Annotated in this window: 19 protein-coding genes and 1 pseudogene; 15 read left to right on the top strand and 5 right to left on the bottom strand. The window is 45.4% G+C overall.

All coding sequences use genetic code 11. The features are described 5' to 3' along the window. Nucleotides 1–421: 421 nt before the first annotated feature. The 3 genes from B853_RS18080 to B853_RS18070 all read left to right on the top strand — a co-directional run bounded on the left by B853_RS18080 (nt 422) and on the right by B853_RS18070 (nt 3,208). Complete coding sequence (locus B853_RS18080) at nt 422–2,413, top strand: peptidase U32 family protein (protein WP_038887836.1); 1,992 nt, start codon at nt 422–424, stop codon at nt 2,411–2,413. Nucleotides 2,414–2,455: 42 nt separating this feature from the next. Beyond that, nucleotides 2,456–2,842: a hypothetical protein gene (locus B853_RS18075; protein WP_038887838.1), complete on the top strand. Its 387-nt coding sequence runs from the start codon at nt 2,456–2,458 to the stop codon at nt 2,840–2,842. A gap of 120 nt (nt 2,843–2,962) precedes the next feature. Next, the gene (locus B853_RS18070; protein WP_010453814.1) at nt 2,963–3,208 is read left to right on the top strand and encodes a DUF3297 family protein; all 246 of its coding nucleotides are present in this window, start codon (nt 2,963–2,965) and stop codon (nt 3,206–3,208) included. A gap of 68 nt (nt 3,209–3,276) precedes the next feature. Here the strand turns inward: B853_RS18070 and amrA are convergent, their stop codons facing one another. Together amrA and amrB are read right to left on the bottom strand one after the other, a co-directional pair. Continuing rightward, nucleotides 3,277–3,882 carry an AmmeMemoRadiSam system protein A gene (gene amrA, locus B853_RS18065; RefSeq protein WP_038887840.1) on the bottom strand — a complete coding sequence of 202 codons (606 nt, stop codon included), beginning with the start codon at nt 3,880–3,882 and terminating at the stop codon, nt 3,277–3,279. Continuing rightward, nucleotides 3,851–4,645: an AmmeMemoRadiSam system protein B gene (amrB, locus tag B853_RS18060; RefSeq protein WP_038887842.1), complete on the bottom strand. Its 795-nt coding sequence runs from the start codon at nt 4,643–4,645 to the stop codon at nt 3,851–3,853. Before amrB ends, amrA begins: the two co-directional genes overlap by 32 nt. Before the next feature lie 86 nt (nt 4,646–4,731). Between amrB and amrS the strand changes: the two genes are divergently transcribed. From amrS to B853_RS18025, 7 genes are all read left to right on the top strand, one after another. Next, nucleotides 4,732–5,823, top strand: a complete 1,092-nt coding sequence (amrS, locus tag B853_RS18055; RefSeq protein ID WP_038887845.1) for an AmmeMemoRadiSam system radical SAM enzyme — start codon at nt 4,732–4,734, stop codon at nt 5,821–5,823. A 102-nt stretch (nt 5,824–5,925) separates the two neighbouring features. Beyond that, nucleotides 5,926–6,648: an ABC transporter ATP-binding protein gene (locus tag B853_RS18050; RefSeq protein WP_038887846.1), complete on the top strand. Its 723-nt coding sequence runs from the start codon at nt 5,926–5,928 to the stop codon at nt 6,646–6,648. Further along, nucleotides 6,635–9,145 carry an ABC transporter permease gene (locus B853_RS18045; RefSeq protein ID WP_038887847.1) on the top strand — a complete coding sequence of 837 codons (2,511 nt, stop codon included), beginning with the start codon at nt 6,635–6,637 and terminating at the stop codon, nt 9,143–9,145. The genes B853_RS18050 and B853_RS18045 overlap by 14 nt, the downstream gene beginning before the upstream one ends. Continuing rightward, nucleotides 9,145–10,269 carry a lipocalin-like domain-containing protein gene (locus B853_RS18040; RefSeq protein WP_038887849.1) on the top strand — a complete coding sequence of 375 codons (1,125 nt, stop codon included), beginning with the start codon at nt 9,145–9,147 and terminating at the stop codon, nt 10,267–10,269. The genes B853_RS18045 and B853_RS18040 overlap by 1 nt, the downstream gene beginning before the upstream one ends. A gap of 73 nt (nt 10,270–10,342) precedes the next feature. Next, on the top strand, nt 10,343–11,158 hold the full coding sequence (locus B853_RS18035; RefSeq protein WP_050569028.1) for a DUF4037 domain-containing protein: 816 nt from the start codon (nt 10,343–10,345) through the stop codon (nt 11,156–11,158). A gap of 74 nt (nt 11,159–11,232) precedes the next feature. Next, nucleotides 11,233–11,499, top strand: a complete 267-nt coding sequence (locus B853_RS18030; protein WP_010453805.1) for a DUF2999 family protein — start codon at nt 11,233–11,235, stop codon at nt 11,497–11,499. Nucleotides 11,500–11,687: 188 nt separating this feature from the next. Then, a complete protein-coding gene (locus B853_RS18025; RefSeq protein WP_038887850.1) occupies nt 11,688–12,587 on the top strand; it encodes an AraC family transcriptional regulator in 900 nt (299 codons plus the stop codon). A gap of 55 nt (nt 12,588–12,642) precedes the next feature. Here B853_RS18025 and ohr read toward each other — a convergent pair whose 3' ends face one another. Then, nucleotides 12,643–13,065, bottom strand: coding sequence for an organic hydroperoxide reductase Ohr (gene ohr / locus B853_RS18020; protein WP_005374640.1), 423 nt, complete (start codon nt 13,063–13,065; stop codon nt 12,643–12,645). Nucleotides 13,066–13,202: 137 nt separating this feature from the next. On the opposite strand from ohr, the gene ohrR reads away from it, so the two are divergent. From ohrR to B853_RS18000, 4 genes are all read left to right on the top strand, one after another. After that, the gene (ohrR, locus tag B853_RS18015; RefSeq protein WP_010453800.1) at nt 13,203–13,661 is read left to right on the top strand and encodes a transcriptional regulator OhrR; all 459 of its coding nucleotides are present in this window, start codon (nt 13,203–13,205) and stop codon (nt 13,659–13,661) included. A gap of 305 nt (nt 13,662–13,966) precedes the next feature. After that, a complete protein-coding gene (ahpC, locus tag B853_RS18010) occupies nt 13,967–14,524 on the top strand; it encodes an alkyl hydroperoxide reductase subunit C (RefSeq protein ID WP_010453799.1) in 558 nt (185 codons plus the stop codon). 323 nt (nt 14,525–14,847) lie between these two features. After that, nucleotides 14,848–16,416, top strand: a complete 1,569-nt coding sequence (gene ahpF / locus B853_RS18005) for an alkyl hydroperoxide reductase subunit F (RefSeq protein WP_038887328.1) — start codon at nt 14,848–14,850, stop codon at nt 16,414–16,416. A gap of 334 nt (nt 16,417–16,750) precedes the next feature. Continuing rightward, nucleotides 16,751–18,313, top strand: a complete 1,563-nt coding sequence (locus B853_RS18000) for a P-loop ATPase, Sll1717 family (RefSeq protein WP_038886560.1) — start codon at nt 16,751–16,753, stop codon at nt 18,311–18,313. Between the two features lie 506 nt (nt 18,314–18,819). Here the strand turns inward: B853_RS18000 and pip are convergent. Together pip and B853_RS17990 are read right to left on the bottom strand one after the other, a co-directional pair. Next, nucleotides 18,820–19,776, bottom strand: a complete 957-nt coding sequence (pip, locus tag B853_RS17995) for a prolyl aminopeptidase (RefSeq protein ID WP_038886558.1) — start codon at nt 19,774–19,776, stop codon at nt 18,820–18,822. A gap of 252 nt (nt 19,777–20,028) precedes the next feature. Beyond that, complete coding sequence (locus tag B853_RS17990; RefSeq protein WP_038886557.1) at nt 20,029–20,568, bottom strand: CAP domain-containing protein; 540 nt, start codon at nt 20,566–20,568, stop codon at nt 20,029–20,031. A gap of 518 nt (nt 20,569–21,086) precedes the next feature. Here B853_RS17990 and B853_RS17985 point away from each other — a divergent pair. Beyond that, nucleotides 21,087–21,781: pseudogene (locus B853_RS17985) on the top strand (VC0807 family protein). The last annotated feature ends 66 nt before the right edge of the window (nt 21,782–21,847 follow it).

The raw sequence follows: 21,847 nt of genomic DNA, 5'->3' as shown, positions 1-21,847 counted from the left end.
AAGAATAGCTTGGGCGGTGTTGTACCACCGCCAAGCTTTTAGGGCTGTATAGCCATAACCAAGTTTGCAACGCCAATGAACGTGATGACAAAAACGGTCGATCGGCCAGATTAGTAACCTGATACAAAAAATAGCACCTAGTTGCTTTGGGGCTTTTAAGGATAATCTGGCGCGGATATCATCGTGGAGCGGGGAAGTTAATGTTCCCAACGTGGACTCCGAATACATTAGCGCAAACCAACTCCGTTATTACTAAATTGTAGTTGCAATAACGGGGCGGACCATACATTTTTGTTATCAACTTCTGACAATCTAGTAATAATAAATTGATTCAGATTAATAAAGCGTTAACTAGCGCTAGATCACACTTTTGAACCCCGTAGAATGCGTGCTTATTTTGTGAATGAGTAAGAGACAACCAGTGACACGCGATCAATTTGAGTTATTAGCGCCAGGTGGCGACCTGGATTCCATCAAAGCGGCTATTGCTGCGGGTGCCGATGCCATTTACTGCGGACTAGACCGCTTTAATGCGCGCAACCGAGCAACCAACCTCACCTTAGATAACTTGAATGGCGTGTTGCAGCTTGCGCATCAGCATAACTGTAAGATCTTCCTGACTCTTAATGTGTTAATTCTGGAGAGTGAAATCCCTGCTATCGTGCGTTTGCTCAGCCAGTTAAACACCACAGCGATTGATGGCGTGATCGTGCAAGATCTTGGTTTGGCATACATTCTCAAGAACCACTTCCCAGATTTAGACGTACACGCTTCAACTCAGCTCAATACGCACAACGAAGGGCAAATCCTGTTCCTGAATCAGTTAACGGCAAGCCGTGTAAACCTCTCTCGTGAACTGAATATTCATGAGATCAAGCATCTTGCTCAGTTTGGTCGTGAGCATGACGTAATGATGGAAGTGTTTGTGCACGGCTCTTACTGCATTGGTTTCTCTGGCATTTGCTACATCAGCTCTGCGCGTAACGGCGCTTCGGGCAACCGTGGGCGTTGCAGCCAGCCTTGCCGTGAACAGTACGAAACCACCAAAACAGGCAACAGCTACCCTCTCAACATGAAAGACAACTCGGCATTTGGCGATTTAGAAGCGCTCGCTGATGCAGGCGTGTATTCGTTGAAAGTGGAAGGCCGCATTAAGAAATCTCACTACGTGTACACCGTGGTAGATAACTGGCGCAAGCAAATTGATCGCCTGTGCGATGGCGTTGAACTGTCGAACGACACCACAGAGTTGTACACCGTCTTCAACCGCGATTTCTCCAACGCGTTTTTACAAGGTGATTTCGGTAAAGCGATGTACATCGACAACCCTCGCGACCATGCAGTGAAACACTTCTCCAAGATCTACAAATGCGAATCCGCCGATGATGTGCAAGGCGTGAAGAAGAAACTCTACGACGACAAAACCGCGATCATTGAGAAGGTTGCAGAGAAGACACAAGACTTTGATGTGACTGCCACGCAAGCCTCTGGCAGCAGCTTAAAAGGGGCAATTGATGTACCGACTTTGCCAACTCTGCCTCAACCAGCAATGCGTGAAGGCGCTCCGAAGCTATCTGTCTTGATTTCATCAGTAGAAGACGCAGCACTATGCGAAAACAGCAATGTCGATGTCTACTTCCAGCTACCAATGGGATTGACGGGTGAACTGAATGCCATGATCGAGTTGTTCCAAGCAAACCCTCGCTTGAAGCCTTGGTTCCAAGCGATTTTGATTGGTGACGATTACCAAGCCGCACGTGCATTCTTAGAAGCCGTGAAGCCAGAATTGTCGATCACCAATAACTCTGGCGTGGGCATGTTGGCTCAAGAGCTAGGATTAGGTTGGGTTGCGGGCCCGCAGATGAACACAGTGAACTCCTACTCGTTCAAATGTTTACAAGAAGAGTTCGCCGCAAGCGGTGCGTTTATCTCTAACGAACTGAACATGAAGCAGATGCGCCACATTAAGCGCCCGCACAACATGCGCAGCTACTACAGCATTTACCACCCGAACACTCTGCTGACCAGTCGCCAGTGTTTGTTCCAACAGACCGAAGGTTGCCGCAAGATTAAGGTCAACAAAGGTTGTTTGAAGCGTTGTGACAAGCGCACATCGATCATCAACCTAAAAGACAACCCGTATGTGGTGCAAAAACAAAAAGGCAGTCACAACTCGATCTACAGCGAGCACAACGTATTGAACCTGCAAGTACTGCAGGATTTGCCGCAGCTGTTAACTGACGTGTTGATCGACCTACGCGACATCCAGACAGAAACTAAAGTCACGATGACCAAACCTGAATTAATCGATGCCTTTACCGCTCTGCTGAATGAACATAATGAGCAGCATGTTGAAGCACTTAATACTGCGATTCACCCGACGGCAAACGCTCAATACTTGAAAGGCTTGTAACGGAATCTCATCAGATTCAACTGCACAATTTATGGAAGACTTATGCACCCAATGAAGCAAGAAACACTCAGCTACTTTGATGATTTGAACTACAGCGTGATGGCTCAAACGGAAGCGGTTTATGAGCTCAAACAAAACCGTACGGGTTTAACTGTTGAGCTTAACTTCTCTGTACTTGGTAAAGGCGAATTACCCGAAGAAAGCGAACAAAGAACCGATAAGAAGCTGTATTTCATCGATATTGAAGACATCGAAAACATCGGCTTTGAAGCACTCGAACCTTTCGTTGTTGGGCTTGGTGAACATTGCTCCATGGTAGTGTTTGAAGAAGAGTTCTTTGAACAAAGCATGAAAGAGATATGGATGTTCCTCTCGAACGATCCGCGTGATCGTGACGTGTTCAACGACAGTAAATTTTATCGAGCTTAACGACTGCACCTTAGGTCGGTTAATGTTAATCGCTTCAAACTACGACTTAGACATCTTGAACACTCGCCTTGCACTGACTACAATGGCGCACTTTTTTTACGGACTTCAAGGTCACACAAAATGACAGATACAGCTAAACCAGCTCTACCAGATCACCTATCGGGCAACCCACGTAGCCCATTCTTTGTAAAAGAGTGCTTCGATCACCAAATCGGTATTCGCTTCAAGGGCCAAGAGCGCACTGACGTTGAAGAGTACTGTGTTAGCGAAGGTTGGGTAAAAATTGCTTCTCCTAAAGCAAAAGACCGCTTCGGTAACCCAATGCTTATCAAACTTAAAGGCGAAGTTGAAGCGTACTACGTATAAGCTAGCCAATGATTACAAAGCCTGAGAGTATTTCTCAGGCTTTTTTATTTGTTCCCAGTAAAGCAGCTTTAAGAGAGTGTACTCTCCACATTGAACGGCCCTTCGATACTATCCACCACAAACGTTTTCACTTCCATCTCGTCATCCCAAAACGACTCTGACCAACCCGCTTTGTGTTTTAAGTGACGAACAAAATCAATCGGGTTTGGCAACTGCTCCCATACTTGGGGTAGGAACAGAGCTCGACGCTGTCGACAAGATAAAATAAGCCCAACTTTATGGGTCGCTAAATAACCAAGTAATGCTTGCTCCGATGCAACAAACAATACCTCGGGTACAGACAACACCGACACCTCAACAGAGAGTGACGATAATTGGTTTTTACTTAAAGGGGTAAATCTTGGGTCTTGAAACGCACTGGCTAACGCTTTGTCATGCACATCGAGCGCAAGAGGCTGGTGTGCGACAATAGTGCCAATGCAACCTTGCAGCTCTCCATGTACTTTTAAAGTCACAAAACTCGCCCCAGCCTCCCGTAATCTTGGTAGGCACTCATCAAGATTTGGTGGCGTGGCTGGTTGACCAGCTAATCGGCGACGAATTGCATCACAAGCAATGTTGAACAACTGCGTGAGCTCTAACTCATTCAGGATCTGAGACGAGATAACTGGCATAACCCACCACACGTTGTTGATCTCCGTGTTCAGTATCACCGGAGTTGATTAATGTTTCCCTAGATAATTGATAGCCTCTGCCCTTGGCCAATAGCAGTAACGCATTGAGTGCCGTAGAGCCACAAGCCTGTTCTGGCTTCAGTGTCGCTTTGTAAGCCTCAATTTGCTCACACGTCTGTTTATCCAAACTCTGCGCTTGTGAGTAAGAGTGGTAGTGGCTTAAATCACTGCTCACCACCAACAAACTATCATCACCAAGCCAAACTGGGTCAAGTAACTCTGCCATTCGAGCTGGTGAGATTCGACTGGTCAATATAGGCAAGAGATGAAATGCTCCAAGGTAGGTTTGCAACAACGGCAACTGTACTTCAAGACAATGCTCTGGGGCGTGCGCTTCATCTGAGATCAGCACGTCTTCCTGTTCTGCCAATATTGCTCGCCATTTGCAATCGATCTCGATATTCCCTAAAGGAGTCGAAAACCAATCAACGCTCGGTAATGCGCAGCCCAAAAAAGAGAAGTGATGGCTTGGACCAAGCAAAATCACCCGATGGATTCTATCGGCTTGCGATTTTAAACAATGGAACGCATCTGCTGCCACCTCTCCTGAGTAGACATAACCAGCATGAGGCACGACCAAAGCTCTGATCTGCGACTGGTGTTCGCACGCACTCTGCTTCTCCCAACTTTGGATCATTGAGCTTAGTTGTTGCGACGAATGCGGATAAAAGTGCCCAGCCACCGCTGGAGGACGAACATGCATACCGATCCCCTTATCGTGCTCACAAAGGCCAGCGAAGTGCCATACTTAACTTTAAGTATAGAAGCAGATTTAATTGAGAGTTCACCATGCCATCCTATCCCCCATCGCCTCCCGAATTTTATCCAACTTCCTATTGGCATCGACTCGATGACGGTCGTGTAATTTGCGACTTGTGCCCAAGGCAGTGCCGCTTAAGAGAGGGAAAAAGAGGAGCATGCTTTGTGCGCCAAGCTCACAACGGAGAAATTTCCCTAACGAGCTATGGACGTTCGAGTGGTTTTTGCATTGACCCGATAGAAAAAAAACCGCTTAATCACTTTTTTCCGGGTAGCTCCGTGCTCTCATTTGGTACCGCTGGGTGCAACCTAGGTTGTAAGTTTTGCCAAAATTGGCATATCAGTAAGTCGCGGCAAATTGATACTCTCAGTGCACCCGCCATGCCCGCGCAAATCGCTCAAGCTGCCAAGCAACATGGCTGTAAAAGCATCGCATTTACCTACAACGACCCTGTCATTTTTATGGAATACGCTGTAGACACTGCCCAAGCTTGCCATGAACTCAACATATCAAGTGTTGCAGTCACCGCAGGCTATATTTGCGATAGGCCTAGAGTTGAGTTTTTCCGCCATATGGATGCCACCAATGTAGATTTAAAAGCATTTACAGAACGTTTTTACCATAAGCTTTGTAGCGGTCACCTCGCTCCAGTATTGGACACCCTACTCTATTTACATCACGAAACGGAGGTATGGTTTGAGATCACCACCTTGCTAATCCCCGGAGAGAATGACAGCACTGCTGAGCTAGAAGCGATGACTCGGTGGGTTTATGACAACTTAGGCAGCGACATTCCGATTCATTTCAGTGCCTTTCATCCAGATTTTAAAATGCTGAGTACAGAGAAAACGCCGCTCAGCACAATCCAAAGAGCCCGACAAATCGCACTCAGCAACGGCCTTAACTACGTATATGTGGGTAACGTAAGTGACGAAGATGGCGATAGCACGTATTGCCCCAAATGCCATCAGAAAGTCTTAGCTCGGAACTGGTATCAACTCGGAGAGTGCCATCTAACAAATGATGGTCAGTGTGAATACTGTGGTTTTCAGCTTGCGGGCCGATTTGGAGCACTCAACCACCCATTTGGCAGAAAACGGATTCCCGTCGTGATCCGCTAGTCATAAGTCATACTTTGCGTGGTAAATGAGCTTTATCAACGCTAAGTTAAACCGCAACGAATGAAAACTCGTAAGCATTTAAAAATGGCATAAGGATATGGCATGAATGGGCCGCTAATAAAACTCCGTCACGCTTCAAAAGACTTCATCGATGGCAAACAAACACATTGCGTTCTCCAAAGTGTCGACTTCACGCTAGCCACAGGTGAAAGCGTAGCTTTGACGGGGGCAAGTGGCAGTGGCAAAAGCACCTTACTCAATGTTATTGCTGGCTTTGAGCCACTTTCCGATGGTGAGTTGTGGTTAGATGGTGATAACACAGCGGCTTGGAAAGACCCACAATGGAGCCGATTTCGACACCAAAAACTCGGTGTTATCTTCCAGCAATTCAACCTATTAACACCGCTCAACGTGCAGCAGAACATCGCCTTCCCTCTGCATTTGAATCAACAGAAATGGAATGACTGGTGCGATTACTTGGTCGAGACTCTGGGCATCAGCCAACTGCTCGATAGACATGTTTCTGCCCTTTCTGGTGGCCAACAACAACGGGTCGCCATCGCCAGAGCATTAGCTCACAAACCTAAACTTCTACTTGCTGATGAACCCACAGGTAACCTTGACCAAAAAGCCGGTTTAGAAGTGATGAAGCTGTTAAGTGAAATCACCACCCAAGGCAACACTGCAGTGCTCTTAGTGACTCACAGCCCCGAATGTGCTGAGTTTATGCAGACTCGCTTACGTCTAAAAAATGGTGCTTTGCAAAACGGTACCTCCACTGTTCCAGAGCAGAATACACGCGAGCGTCGCCATGAAGCAGGTTAAACGCTCGAACGCAGGGCTCACACACACCAAACTCGCACTGAACCTGTTTGCGGCGCATTACCGACAAGCTCCTCTTCAGGCCGCGGCCATTCTAATTGGCATTGTACTGGCGGTGACCCTTTTCGTTGCAGTGCAAGCCATCAACCTCAATGCGAAACGCAGCTACGCCGAATCCACCGAGCAGCTAAGTGCCCAAGCGCAAAACCTGATTATTCCTCCAGCCGGGCAAAACTATTTGCCTGAATCACTCTACTTCACCCTGAGACAAAACGGGTTGAGTGCCGCTTTACCTGTGATTGAAGGACGAATAAGGGATGAGCATGGCCGTCGCTGGTCGGTGCAAGGCAGTGAATTGATCGCCGCTATCTCCTCACGCTCTCGTTACTCATCGAATAGTGCGCACAGCGTTTCTCTATTCGACAGCGTATTACCTTTGCCGGAACTTTTAGGCGGGGAGCCCATTGTGATGATGAGCCAATCGCAGCACCAAAACCTAGGTGAAGTAGAAACACTGATTCTGGATGACATCCCAACCAAAGTTGTGGCGTTACCTGACGAATGGCAATTAGGCAGCCGAATGTTGATGGACATAGGCTTCGCCCAACAGATACTCAATAAACAAGGCCAGCTCAGTTACATTGCCGTGTTCGATACTGGCTTCAATATAGGTAAAGACACGCAAGCAAAATGGCAGAGGCTGATTGGCGAGCAAGGACAATGGATTTCCAATAATCAAAGTACAGACCTTGGCTCGCTGACCGACAGCTTCCATCTCAACCTAACTGCGATGAGCTTGTTGGCATTTTTAGTTGGATTGTTTATCGCCTACAACGGCGTTAAGTACAGCTTGCTTAAACGCAATCGACTGTTAGTCCAAATTCAACAAGCAGGTGTTGCGCCGAGCATTGTGTTCTCTGCGCTGTTGGTTGAACTCACTATTCTGGTTACCATCGGCGCTTCGCTCGGTTTTGTAATGGGCATGCAACTTAGTCATTGGTTACATCCGACTGTGGCGCTGACTTTAGAACAACTTTACGGCGCGACACTACTGCCTGGCACTTGGCAGTGGCAGTGGTGGGCGCAAGCGCTGCTGCTCACGTTAGCCGCAACCCTATTGGCATGTTGGCAGCACTTTAAACAGCGAGTGCGCCAGCCGCTCTCCTCTCATGGCGGATTTTATCAAGCACCTGAAGCCTCTAACGAAAACCAATTGTTCGTGATAGGTGCTGCGTTGACGGCTCTCGCGCTCGCAGGGTTATGGCTGAGTGAGCATCACCGCTTCACCATGGCGTGGCTCGGCGTGCTTGTGGTCTCGATTCCTTTGTACTTACCCAAAACACTCAGCGTGTTAGCCAATTGGTGTGAGAAGCGCACCACTTCCGGTTTGATGCAGTATCTGTTTGCTGAGTTGCGTGAGCTGATTTCTCCGCTTTCTCTCGCCATGATGGCGCTGCTACTCGCCGTTACGGCCAATATGGGGATGAACACCTTAGTTGGTAGCTTTGAATCAACGCTAAAACAGTGGCTCGAACAAAGGCTACATGCCGACATTTACGTTAGCCCCGCACAGGGTGAAATCGCCAATGTGGAACGCGCTCTAGAGCAGTTCGACAAAGTGGAAACCGTCTACAAGCAATACTATGTAGACGATAACCTGCAAGGCTTACCGATTTTGCTGGGCACCAAAGACAAGGACACCTTAGAGCAAACCATGGTGTTCAAATCGCACCTTGATAACTTCTGGCGACGTTTTAACCAAGGTGAATTGGTCGCCATCAGTGAGCCGACCGCAGTAAAACTGGGCTTATCACTTGAAAGCGGACTACAGCTTGACGCCATTCCAAACGAAACTCTGCTTGTAGGGGCAATTTTCCATGATTATGGCTCGCCAAATGGTGAAGTGTTACTGGCTCCAAAGTTGTGGCGAGAAAGCGGTTTTACCGATCTACCGACGAGCCTTGGAATTAAAGTCTCGGGTGACCCACAAATCGTATACGACCAACTTCGCGAGCAACTGAATCTTCACCCAAGTCAGCTCTACGATCAGGCGCAAATCAAAACCATCGCTTTGGATATTTTCTCGCAGACTTTCGCCATTACGCGCGCACTCAACGGCGTGACTTTGATGGTCGCGGTGATTGGTTTGTTCAGTGCTTGCTTCATGTTACTCGACGCACGCAAAGCTGCCATCGCGCGGCTATATGCCCTTGGCGTCAGCCGTCGCAAATTAATGACCATGGTGGTCGGACAGATCGCCGCGTTGGTCAGCTTTACGCTGTTGATTGCCTTACCACTTGGTGCCATGGTGGGTTATGTACTGACAGACATCGTCACCTTGCGTGCCTTCGGTTGGAGCTTAAGTTATCTATGGAATTGGAATGATGCCCTCATCATCGCGGCGATGACTATTTTGGTGGCGGTGATTGCAACCTTGATTCCTCTGTGGCGATTAGTCAGCAAACCTGTCGTGTCCAGTTTGCAAAGCGAGGTGTTGTGATGGTTCGATTAGCAAGCAAACTTACTCTATTCATAAGCAGCTTATTCCTATTTGGATGTGAAGAGCCCCAACAAAAAAATATGGGCACACAAAATATGGGCACGTTGCTTGGCAGTGACAACACGCAAACCGAGAGCGACCAATTCACACCCGTTGTGGAGGGCGTTGAGCTCACCTTCCCTGCTGACCATCAAGCGCACCCTAACTTTCGTCATGAATGGTGGTATTTAACCGCCAATTTAATCGATGAAGACGGCAAGCCACTCGGCGTTCAATGGACTCAATTTCGCTTCGCGGCTGCACCACCAACAGGCGAAGATGAAGTAAAGAAAACCGAGTGGCAAACTCAGCAAATCTACATGGCGCACAGCGCAGTAACCACAAAAGGCAAACATTACGCCGACGAAAAATGGTCACGCGGACAAGCCTCCCTAGCTGGTATCGATGACTCTCCATTTCGGGTTTATCTCGATGATTGGCAGTGGGTCTCTTCAACCACCGACCTATTCCCTGCCACGCTGAATGCCAATTCAGACCAGTTTGGCTACTCACTCAAACTGACCAGCACTGCGCCTTATCAAAAACAGGGGAAGCAAGGTTACAGCACCAAAAGTGCCGATGGTCAGGTGGCTTCGTATTACTACAGCCAACCGTTTGTTGATGTCTCTGGCCAAGTAACTATCGACGGCAAAACCCACCAAGTATCAGGCAAAGGCTGGATAGACCGAGAGTGGAGTTCTCAATTCTTACTCGATTCACAACAAGGTTGGGATTGGTTTGCACTAAGACTGAGTAACGACACCAGCTTGGTCGCATTCCAATTGCGTGATGCCAAAACAGGAGATGCAAGTTATTCCAGCGCAAAACTGATGCAGCAAGATGGTTCTGGCATAGCGATCCCACAAAAAGACATCCACTTAAAGTCAACCAAGCAAACCGAAATCCAAGGTCACAATTATCCAACTGAGTGGCAAGTATCTATTCCTAGTAAACAAATCGAACTTATCGTATCCGCACTCAACCCAAACGCCAAAATGCAGCTTTCTGTGCCTTATTGGGAAGGCCCAGTACGCATAGAAGGCTCTCATTCTGGTACAGGCTATATGGAACTGACAGGGTATTGAGAATTGTGACATCTCACCCATTAGGGGGAATTAATAGCGATTATGTTGTTGCATATTACATGGAGAACCAAACATGAAAGATGCACTGCTAAGCGCTTTAATTACTGAATTTGCCCAGCTAGAACAGGTAGAAGCCATTGCCCTAGCCGGGTCCAATAGTACTCAAACCAACGACTCACTCTCTGATTATGATGTTTATATCTACACAACGAGCGATATTCCGGTTGCCACCAGAAAGGCCATCACATCCCAATACTGCAGCTATATGGAGATCAATAACCAGTTTTGGGAAACAGAAGACGATGGACAGTTAAACAACGGAATAGAAATTGAACTGATATATCGAAATATTGACTGGCTTGAGCAAGAACTTCAGCGAGTAGTGATCAATCATCAAGTTAACGTCGGCTATAGCACCTGTTTTTGGGCAAACTTAATCCACTCAAAAATCCTATTTGATCGACATGAGAAGCTTTCGTCTCTTCAAGACAGATATCGTATCGATTACAGCAGAGCACTTTCTGCAGCCGTGATCGCCAAAAACCTACCGCTTCTTCACCATGCAGCACCTGCCTACCCAAAACAAATTGCCAAAGCCATTAAGCGGGATGATTACATCAGTATCCAACACCGTTTAAGTGCCTATTTAGCCAGCTACTTTGATGTGTTGTTTGCTATCAACTTTATTCCTCACCCTGGCGAAAAACGTTTGGTTCAGCTCGCTAAAAAATGGTGCAAAGTTCTACCTATTGGTTTTGAGGATTCCATGAAAAGCTTAACTTGTTTAGACGGGATGAAATATGATCAACTCTCATCTGAGCTCGATTTAGCGACGCGAAACTTAATCACGGCGATTAAAGTATCGGGTTTCACGGAAAATATTGATTGAGAGTAGAGTTCAACCAAGCTCAGCCAAATGATAAACTCCGTCTCTATTTCATTCTGTGATTAAAAGGAAATGCGATGAACCCGATTATTGCGCTGCTGAAAGAGAACAATATCAGCGACGAACAAATCAACGAGATTTTTCAGACTCTGACGCAAAACCCTCTAGCGGCAATGGCAACAATCAGCCAACTAGGTTTGCCACAAGACAAGCTACAAATGCTGATGGCGCAAGTGATGCAAAACCCTGCGCTAATCAAAGAAGCCGTAAACGAGTTGGGATTGGATTTCTCAAAGGTTGAAGAAGCAAAAGAGAAGCTTCAAAGCCAAAATCAAGGCAACTAAGTCTTAGCCATTGAGCGCTGAATATAAAAAAGGCCGTTAACCCGAGCATTTGGGTCAACGGCCTTTTTTGTTTATTGTTATTTGTCCTTATCAGCACGCATTTATCCTACCTCAGTCTTGCAAGACTATTTAGTTGCGGTAGGCTTTGAGCTGAGAAAACAAGCTGAACAGAACAAGGAAAGAGTACGATGCGCGTCGACTACCACCAACGACTGGTTCCTGTGATTCGTTATTTAGAACAACACTTTAATGAACCGCTCAACCTGCCAGAAGTGGCCGCGCTGGCGAACCTTTCCCCTTATCACTTTCATCGTACCTTCAAAGCCGTGCAAGGCGAGACGCTAGCAGATTTCATTCGACGCTTGCGCTTAGAAGCGGCTGCGGACGAATTATTCAAATCCAAGCAACCGGTATTAAACATTGCCCTAGAGTACGGATTTTCTAGCTCACAGAGCTTAGCTAAAGCTTTCAAACAGCATTATGGCATCACTCCTAGCGCCTTTCGCGACTGCGAAAACTACCAGCAATTTTCTGAGCTAGCGCGAAACAGCAAGATTGGACACGCACTGCGCAAGAATGGAAACGAACGAACCCGAAGCGATTCATATACTGGCTCTGAACTCACAACATGGAGCAACAATATGGAAACGCAAAACTTTGATAAAGCAAAATTGGCTTACATTCGCGTGAACGGCCCTTATGGCCAAGGTTATGAAGAACCATCAGGTCGTTTGTATCAATGGGCAGGAATGAAAGGGTTGGCGGGCAATACCTGTATCTTCATTTATCACGATAACCCAGAAATCACGCCAGACGAGAAGTGTCGTACTGATATCTGCTTGATGGTGCCAGAAGATACCGAAGTACCAAAAGGTATTGAGCTACAAGACTTCCCTGGCGGTCAATACGCGGTGATACGTCAGCAAATTGCCGAATTCAGCCAATACCCTAAAGCATGGGATGATTTGATGAGCAAAGTGGTTGAATCTGGTGTTGAAAACGACTGTCGACCTTGCTTCGAACTTTATCATAGCTACGATCCGCAAACGCACCATGCAGACGTCAGCTTCTGCACCGCCATCAAATAAACCAAAAGCCTGCGTCATGCAGGCTTTCTTGTCTTTGTGCAGTGGTTATAACCACTTAAATTGCTTCGCCGTTTACCGTTACTGCCACATCAATGTTGCCACGAACTGCGTTTGAGTATGGGCAAACTTGGTGTGCGATGCGCGTTAGCTCTAGCGCTTGCTCTTGTGGCATGTCTAGCTCTACCGCTAGGCTCACTGTCAGTGCAAAGCCGCCGTTATCATTCGGACCAATGCCCACTTCTGCCGTTACAGGTGCACTTTTCAGGTTTACTTTACCTTCACGTGCTACGTGAAGAATCGCGTTAGAAAAACATGCCGAATAGCCCGCTGCGAACAGCTGTTCTGGGTTAGTTGCTGCGCCTGTGCCGCCCATTTCCTTCGGGTATGACAGCTCTAGATCGAGAAGACCGTCATCTGTTTTTACTTGACCATTACGACCAGCCAAAGCGGTAGCTTGAGTTTTGTATAGAGTAGTCATGCGAGTGTCCTTCTTAATTTAAGTTGCGCACAATTTAATTGCTTGCAATCTTATATCGAAGTAAAGATCGTTTGCAACTATATTGTGCACAATTTATTTTATTACTCTCTTTCTCTGTGAGCAGGTAGGCAACGCCAATGAGCCAGTGTTACACCGACAGCACCATGACCGACGACGATAAACTCTTACTCGAAAACCAAGTTTGCTTCCCGCTCTACAGCGCAGCAAATGCAGTGATCCGAGCTTACCGCCCGTTGTTGGACGAGCTTGATCTGACTTATTCGCAATACTTAGTGATGATGGTGCTGTGGGAGAAAGACGGTGCCAGCGTGAAAGAATTGGGGTCACAACTGCATTTGGACTCAGGCACACTCACACCGCTGCTTAAACGTTTAGAGGCAAAAGGCTATGTAGAGCGTGGTCGTAGTGAAACCGATGAGCGCGTTCGCGTACTCAACCTAACCGAGCAAGGTCGTGACCTTAAAGAACAAGCCAAGTCGGTGCCAAACGCCATGATGTGTAAAATCACATTAGAGCTGGATGAAATGATCATGCTGAAGAAGTTGTGCGGCAAAGTGCTCGACAAGCTGGGCTAACCAAATAGAAGCATCAGCTTCCCCACTTCCTATTAGAAAGAGCCTGCCGAGATGCAGGCTCTTTCGATCTTATTCAGACGATCCACTTAAGGTCATCATCAGTATTCTCTATTACCACTCTGCATTCATCTTCAATAAAACCTATCAAAGCAAACCCTCTTACATCGGATTTCCCTATCAAGTGAAATAGGAAATGGCTATCAATAGGATAGTTACAAGCGATTTTCCTTAAACACACTCTGATGAGAATATACTTTCCGAAAGCAACAACAGCTCAGCTTAAAACATTCAAAGGAAAGTAAATTATGATTAATACTCAAATCAAACCATTTGCAGCTACAGCGTACAAAAACGGCGAATTCGTAGAAGTTACAGAGCAAGACGTTCTAGGTAAATGGGCAGTATTCTTCTTCTACCCAGCAGACTTTACGTTTGTATGTCCAACTGAACTGGGCGACCTAGCAGACCACTACGAAGAACTACAAAAACGTGGCGTAGAAGTTTACTCAGTATCAACTGACACACACTTCACTCACAAAGCATGGCACGACAGCTCAGACACAATCGGTAAGATTCAGTACTACATGCTTGGCGACCAAACAGGCAACATCACAAACAACTTCGGTGTGATGCGTGAAGGTGAAGGTCTTGCAGACCGTGCAACGTTCCTAATCGACCCAGAAGGTACTATCCAAGCAATGGAAATCACTGCTGAAGGTATCGGCCGTGACGCAGAAGACCTACTACGCAAAGTAAAAGCAGCTCAATACGTAGCAGCACACCCAGGCGAAGTTTGCCCAGCTAAATGGAAAGAAGGTGAAGAAACACTAGCTCCATCACTAGACCTAGTTGGCAAAATCTAAATCACTGAATTTGAGCGCTATTTTGACATGCTAATTAGCGCTTAATTGAGAGAGCACTTCAGGTTAGATACCTTGACGACCTTCTGCCTGATTTGCTCTCTCCCCCTCAGGTTTTATCTACAGTAACCACTTTTTATTACCTATCTGAATAAGTAGGTGTGCAGTAATTGCGTAGAAAAAATCGTTTAGAACCAGGCATAGATTTTCGATAGCTAGTTCCCCTAACTACAAAATCTATAACGCAGTTATCAACGATTTTAGCTAGCAAGAATGAACAAATACTTGTTTTGATTGGTAACTATTTAATTAAGGTAATAACAACTATGTTAGACCAAGCGATCCAACAACAACTCAAACAATATCTGGCTAATGTAAAAGAAGAAGTTCGTTTAGTGGTTAGTCTAGATGAAAGCAAAGCATCGAATGACATTTTGTCTCTAGCGAACCAAATCGCAGAGATGAGCGACCTAATCACCGTTGTACGTGACGACAACGCAAGCGCACGTAAACCCCTGATGGCGGTAACTAACCCAGCAAAAGGCACAGCACTACGCTTCGCAGGCTTGCCAATGGGTCACGAATTTACCTCTCTAGTATTGGCACTGCTTCACTCTGGCGGTCACCCAATCAAACTCGAACCAGAAGTGATTGAGCAAATCGCAGCACTAGACAAAGATCTAGACGTAGAAATCTTCATTTCACTATCGTGCCAAAACTGTCCAGACGTGGTTCAAGCGTTCAACATGATGGCGGCGATCAACCCGAAAGTAAAAGCAACCATGATCGACGGTGGTTTGTTCCAAGATGAAGTGAAACAACGCGACATCATGGCCGTACCAAGCGTATTCGTGAACGGTGAGCTATTCGGTCAAGGTCGTATGTCTCTGACTGAAATCCTAAACAAAGTGGATGACGGCGCGAGCGAGAAAGCGGCGAAAGCACTGAGCGAAAAAGACCCATACGACGTACTTGTTGTCGGCGGTGGTCCTGGTGGTAGCGCTGCTGCTCTATACGCCGCTCGTAAAGGTATTCGCACTGGTGTTGTTGCTAAACGTTTTGGTGGTCAGGTTATGGACACCATGGCAATCGAGAACTTCATTTCGGTAAAACGCACTGAAGGTCCAAAACTAGCAACTGACCTAGCAGAACACCTAAAAGAATACGACGTAGACGTTGTGACTGAGCAACAAGCTGAGAAGCTAATGGGCGCAGCACACACTGAAGATGGTTTGATTCACATCCAACTTGAAAGCGGCGCAACGCTGAAGAGTAAGAGTGTCATCCTAAGCCCTGGTGCACGCTGGCGTGAAATGAACGTTCCGGGTGAGCAAGAGTACCGCAACAAAGGCGTCGCGTACTGCCCACACTGTGACGGTCCACTGTTCAAAGGCAAGAAAACTGCGGTTATCGGTGGTGGTAACTCAGGCATCGAAGCCGCTATCGACCTTGCTGGTATCGTAGAACACGTAACGGTTCTTGAATTTGCAGACGTACTTCGTGCAGACCAAGTGCTTATCGACAAAGCGAACTCACTACCAAACGTAGACATCATCACGATGGCGCAAACAACAGAAGTAGTGGGCGACGGTACTCGCGTAACAAGCTTGAAGTACAAAGACCGCAACACAGACGAAATCAAAGAGATTGAACTGTCAGGTATCTTTGTTCAAATCGGTCTAGTACCAAACACAGAATGGCTAAAAGATTCAGAAGTAGCCCTATCTGAGCGCGGCGAAATCGAAGTCGGTAGCCGCGGTGAAACCAGCCTAGAAGGTGTCTTCGCAGCGGGTGATGCAACGACAGTACCTTACAAACAGATCATCATTGCGATGGGTGAAGGTGCAAAAGCAAGCTTAGGCGCATTTGACTACCTAATCCGTAAGCAAGGTTAATCTCCAATTTCTTGAGCACAAAGCGCACGGTGCTGTGTTTTCTTCCCCGGAAAACCAATCGGGGCACCGTGACAGCGATGAGTAACAAGAAATAAAAGCAAAAAACCTAGAAGCCCAAAGACTTTGCCAGCAGGTACTAACTGCTGGCTTTTTTTGGTTTCAACTAAGTCCAATTGTCAATTATTTGAGAGTAATTAAGAAGCTAAGCCGCATCAATCACCATCGCTAGAAAAAACTCACTACTTTTTTCATAACCTTGATCTTTAAGCATTTTCTAAATTATCTATAAGTATAGAATAAGGAAAGAATAAAATGACAAAGAAACTAGGCTTAGATGACAAACTACAAATTCAGAAAGAACGCTATAATCGGAAATCTAGACGCTGAAACAGACACGTTTTTGAATGACTGCTTCTATGAATCCGATGTATTCAAAGGGATTGTAAATTTCGACCCAAGTACTGAAAATCCTGATTTTCCGAGAAGAGTGATTGTTGGTAGAACAGGAAGTGGCAAAACTGCACTCCTAAAACAAATAGTCGCTCACGGGAATGTAAAAGTCCATGACACTATAGAGGCAGAAAATACGGTCTTTGAACATATTAACAATAATCGCTTTGTCTCAGATCTAATTCGAAATGGTATTGATCTAAGAGCGTTTTATAAATCACTTTGGATTCATGTACTTTTAGTTAAAGTAATCAATCAGTTATATAGATCTTCTTATACGAGTTTCTTTGATTACATCGGTGGGTTAGGCAGTTCATCTAGAAAGCCTTACAAGCCTGAAATAGCCAAAGAGTACTTAGATTCATACAAAGATAACTTTTTTAATGATAATGTTGTCACCGAAATCACAGAAAAAATGCAACACGAGTTATCAGGGAAAGCAAAGTTTGAATTCGGAGAACTTGGAGGAAAAGTAAGTGACGAATCCATGCAAAAAGTCCAACGAGAAACGTCAAGCTATGTTAGTCGTGAGCTTATTAGAAAACAGAAAGAACTAATTAAAGTTATTAAAGAAGAGTTTTCAGATGAACGTCAGCAAAACAGAATCATAATTAGTATTGATGACTTAGATAAATCTTGGTTGAGCGCAAGTGGTATTAGGCATGATTTTATTAATGCTTTACTAGAAGCATTTAAAGAGCTTCTAGATATCAAATCAGTAAAGATTCTCATTTCAATTCGAACAGATATTTTGATGGGCATTTATCAAAATAACATGAGACAAGATGAGAAAGATCAATCTCTAATCTATGCCATCTCTTGGAATAAGAATGAAATAAGAGAAATTCTAGACCTTCGCATAAATCAGCTAATTCAAGACCAATACCAAGGTCGTCAAGAAGTTACTCTTAAAGATTTATTTAGTTTTGATGTTAGCGGCAATAAAGCTGACGAGTTCATTTTGGATAGAACAATGCTGCGCCCAAGAGATGCAATCGACTTTGTGAACTCTTGTTTAGCTGAATGCAATGGAAAAATAACTCTTAGTGAAGATATTGTATTAGAAGCTGAAGAAAAATATTACTCAAAAAGAAAACGAGCTTTAGAGAAAGAGTGGATAAGTATATTTCCACATATAAAAGACTATTTAGATGCCTTATCGTATATTTCAGTAAGGGAATTTAAGATCTCTGATTTAGATCAGAATACTATAGATGAAACACTAAACTATTTATTAGAACGGTCTACAGAAAGCCTTGAAGATGAATTACATAATAATCGTATAACTAACTTTGATGAGCTTTTAAAAGTGTGGTTTACAATCGGTGTTGTTGGGTTTAAGAAGTCGAGCTCTTTGACGATCTATACGTCATTTGATAAACAAGAATTGGACATAACAGATCTAAAGAAAACTTTCCAAATTCACCCTCTATTCTACAGGTATTAATATCAACACTTGTTCGCTAGGTTAGGTAAATGAAACTGACCTAGCATTTCACCTCAACATGTCCACTTTGTAGATACACAATCATAGGCAATTCAAATCTAGCCACCAGCACCACCTAACCTCCCCTTGTATCAAGCTCCGAAGATCTCAACACATCGAGCTCAAAGGGGAGGGACTGGTCCTGCAGTCGCGGATAGTTCAATTCACTATGCAACATCACAACACGCTGAAAATAGATTCTGAATACTCGCTTAGGCTCCTTCAGAATGACAATGGGAAAGCACGGAGCTCACAGCAGCAAAGAATAACCCTCCCCCTTGATAACCACATCCAAATGCATAGCAAACCATGTCAAGAAAAGGGGGAATTGGAGGGGGTTGCAAGCACATAACCCAACATTAAACTTCAAACCAACAACCCCACCTAACCTCCCCTTGTATCAAACTCCGAAGCTCTCAACATTCCGAGTTCAAAGGGGAGGGACTGGTCAGCATTTGTGGGTAGTCTTATTCAAACCTTGGCGTTAACTCTTTAACCGCATCCACAAAGGCTCCAATGATTTTAGGACCACCGTGCCCCTCATCTTCGATGACTATCAACCTTCCTGCATCCCAAGCCTTATTCAAATCCCACGCAGTTTTCACTGGAGAACTGACATCTAAGCGACCATGAATCAGTACCCCTGGAATATCCTGTAGCTTCGACATATTGTCCAAAATATGTGTTTCACTTAGGAATGCAGCATGCTTCCAAAAGTGAATGACCTGCGTAGAGAAAACGGCTCTGAATTGTTCGTCTTCAAATGAAGGATTTGGCATAGCCATTGGGTCGATAGAGACGTGTGCAGACTCCCATCGACTCCAAGCTCTATATGCACTAAATCTAACTTCTACATCTTTACTTAGAATCGCACGGTAATAAGCTTCAATGAGCGATTCATCAGGTAGAGCTTGAGCCGCTTGCTGAAACACCTCCCACTCTTCAGGGAAAATTACCTTCATATCCTCGGTAATCCACTTCACCTCAGCGGATGTCGCCAAGTTAATGGCGGCTAAGACAAGCGCTTGGACTCGTGATGGATGAGCTTGTGCGTAGGCAAGAGCCAACGTCGTACCCCAAGAAACACCAGTCACAAGCCAAGAAGAAATATCTAAGTGCTGCCTTAACTTCTCAATATCTGCGATGAAATTAGAAGTATTAAACTCTTGGATACGATCAAGAGAGTCGGTGATCAAAGGTAAGCTGCGACCACATCCTCGCTGCTCAAAAGAAATGATCAGATACTTTTCTGGGTCATAACGTCGACGATAGCCCGTTTTAAGCCCTGCGCCTGGGCCTCCATGAAGATAAAGCACCGGAATTCCGTTCGGTTTTCCTGACACTTCCCAGTAGATAAAAATGCCCTTATCAACTTCTAAAAGTCCCGAATTTAAAGGTTCGATAGGCGGGTAAAGAAAATCCATGTACTTCCCTAATCCATTGCGCTGAGCTCATATAGAACTGACTGTTGAAACTAGACTGGTTTGAAACAGTATTGATAAATGAGCGCGATTGTATCGTTTCAAGACAGGGGAAGTTAATTGATGAGCTTTAACTTGGCGATTAATTTAGACCGTTATCAAAGGCTTGTACAAAAGGACTGCAATTTACTTCTTCATCTGCGATAAAGATAGGGCGATCAAAAACGCCGCCCTAGTTAATGTATTAGGAAGCGATTAACGCTGCTTGGCGAAGACTTGAGTCCAATAATAACGATAACTCGCTGACTGATTTTCTACCATGGATGCCCCCATCTGGTCGAAATCGGCATTCATGATATTGAGGCAGTGCCCTTCACTTGATAACCAAGCGTTCATTACCGCATTGATTGAGTTTTGCCCCGCTGCGACGTTCTCCCCCAGCCTGCTCCAAGCATAACCCGTGGCATTGACTCGGCTGGAAAGAGTGCTGCCATCCGAGCCGGTATGGCTCATAAAATCACTGTTTGCCATATCGCTAGAGTGTCCATACGCAGCACTTTCTAAATCGTAACTCAAAGTCAGAGCTCCAACGGGAGGCATGGTTTTTGAGCCACATTGCTGGGTTTTAGAGCGAGCGTCGTTGACTGCGGCAAGCATTTGCTCGGCAAAAGTGGTGGCTGTAGGTGGTATATCAGGGGATTGTGAGCCGCTGTCTGCAGGTGATGACGAGTCTCCATCGCCACCGCATGCACTGAGAAGTAGCGCCAAAGTAGGCACTAAGATCTTTGTTGGCATTGTCTGTCCTTATCTGTTTGACGAAAGGCAAAAACGCTTTCGATAACTAAGCCCAATAACCTAACAAAAACCAATAAAAGAACCATATGATGCAAGGTGTTTTAACCAAATACTCACGCTACGCTTTCATAGCTCGAATTTGCGCACAGCTCAAACCTATTTCACTTGCACTGAAAAGGAAAAACTTACCCGCCTCAAAGAGGCACTTCTTTTCTACCACTAGGCATAAAAGGGTCAAAGTTCTACCAATAGTTAATTGCGAGTTAGTTTATCTAAATTTTGAAATTAATATATTTTTCAATAACTTGATTAAAATAAAACATACACAAACCATCACATTTATAATGGTGTACGCTCCCTATAAATCGTTTAACACGATACACTTAAATGGATTAGATTTACGTTCATTTCATAAGTCGTTACACAACTCGGGGCTTTAGGGCTTTACATCTGGCGCTAGGAGTAGAACACTTCCCCCAAAGTAAAATCGAAGCCGACATAGTAGAGTCAGTAAAATTATGAGTAACACCACGGCGAAAAAGTCGAATCCATTAGTCGAGATCCTGTTTAACGTCATCATCCTTCATTCATTTTGATGAAGTTCAGTGGTGAAGAGCACCTAGGCACAGCCATGGCATTAGTTGTCGCTCTGCTATTCCCGGTGGTTTACGGCGGTATGGATCTAATCCGTAATAAAAAATTCAACTTCATTTCTGCGCTTGGTTTTATCAGCGTGCTTTTGACTGGCGGTATTGGTCTATTAGAACTAGACACTCGTTGGTTGGCGTTGAAAGAGGCCTTGATCCCGGGCTTAATTGGTATTGCAGTATTGGGCTCCACCTTTACGCGCTACCCGTTAATGCAGAAGATGCTATTGAACGACACGGTTTTAAACCTACCGCTGATTAACGAGCGCTTGGAGCAAAATGGCAAAACTCAAGCATTTGACCGCTGCTTAATGTCTTCTAACTACCTGTTCGCTAGCACGTTCGCGTTCTCATCAGCGATGAACTACTTCCTAGCAACTTGGATTGTGACTAGCCCAGCGGGCACTGCCGCGTTCAATGAAGAGTTAGGCAAGCTAACCCTTTATAGCTACCCGATGATCGCTATCCCAAGTATGTTGATGATGTTTGGTATTTTCTACTACATCTGGCGCCAAGTTCGCGCAATGACGTCGCTAGAGACCGAGCAGATTTTTCATACAAAGTAATCCTTGCTCAGCAGCCTTCATCAGCAAAAGTCAGATAAAAAGAACCCCGATAATTGAGAGCCAATT

Source organism: Vibrio rotiferianus CAIM 577 = LMG 21460 (genome assembly GCF_002741985.1).
Lineage (GTDB): Bacteria > Pseudomonadota > Gammaproteobacteria > Enterobacterales > Vibrionaceae > Vibrio > Vibrio rotiferianus.
Note: the sequence above shows the minus strand (reverse complement) of the source record. Positions and strands in the feature narration are given on the sequence as shown.

Bases quoted from the DNA above. Each gene is read 5' to 3' on its own strand.
- B853_RS18075 (WP_038887838.1), top strand. From the start codon at position 2,456: ATGCACCCAATGAAGCAAGAAACACTCAGCTACTTTGATGATTTGAAC.
- B853_RS18070 (WP_010453814.1), top strand. From the start codon at position 2,963: ATGACAGATACAGCTAAACCAGCTCTACCAGATCACCTATCGGGCAAC.
- amrA (WP_038887840.1), bottom strand. From the start codon at position 3,882: ATGCCAGTTATCTCGTCTCAGATCCTGAATGAGTTAGAGCTCACGCAG.
- amrB (WP_038887842.1), bottom strand. From the start codon at position 4,645: ATGCATGTTCGTCCTCCAGCGGTGGCTGGGCACTTTTATCCGCATTCG.
- amrS (WP_038887845.1), top strand. From the start codon at position 4,732: ATGCCATCCTATCCCCCATCGCCTCCCGAATTTTATCCAACTTCCTAT.
- B853_RS18050 (WP_038887846.1), top strand. From the start codon at position 5,926: ATGAATGGGCCGCTAATAAAACTCCGTCACGCTTCAAAAGACTTCATC.
- B853_RS18045 (WP_038887847.1), top strand. From the start codon at position 6,635: ATGAAGCAGGTTAAACGCTCGAACGCAGGGCTCACACACACCAAACTC.
- B853_RS18040 (WP_038887849.1), top strand. From the start codon at position 9,145: ATGGTTCGATTAGCAAGCAAACTTACTCTATTCATAAGCAGCTTATTC.
- B853_RS18035 (WP_050569028.1), top strand. From the start codon at position 10,343: ATGAAAGATGCACTGCTAAGCGCTTTAATTACTGAATTTGCCCAGCTA.
- B853_RS18030 (WP_010453805.1), top strand. From the start codon at position 11,233: ATGAACCCGATTATTGCGCTGCTGAAAGAGAACAATATCAGCGACGAA.
- B853_RS18025 (WP_038887850.1), top strand. From the start codon at position 11,688: ATGCGCGTCGACTACCACCAACGACTGGTTCCTGTGATTCGTTATTTA.
- ohr (WP_005374640.1), bottom strand. From the start codon at position 13,065: ATGACTACTCTATACAAAACTCAAGCTACCGCTTTGGCTGGTCGTAAT.
- ohrR (WP_010453800.1), top strand. From the start codon at position 13,203: ATGAGCCAGTGTTACACCGACAGCACCATGACCGACGACGATAAACTC.
- ahpC (WP_010453799.1), top strand. From the start codon at position 13,967: ATGATTAATACTCAAATCAAACCATTTGCAGCTACAGCGTACAAAAAC.
- ahpF (WP_038887328.1), top strand. From the start codon at position 14,848: ATGTTAGACCAAGCGATCCAACAACAACTCAAACAATATCTGGCTAAT.
- B853_RS18000 (WP_038886560.1), top strand. From the start codon at position 16,751: ATGACAAACTACAAATTCAGAAAGAACGCTATAATCGGAAATCTAGAC.
- pip (WP_038886558.1), bottom strand. From the start codon at position 19,776: ATGGATTTTCTTTACCCGCCTATCGAACCTTTAAATTCGGGACTTTTA.
- B853_RS17990 (WP_038886557.1), bottom strand. From the start codon at position 20,568: ATGCCAACAAAGATCTTAGTGCCTACTTTGGCGCTACTTCTCAGTGCA.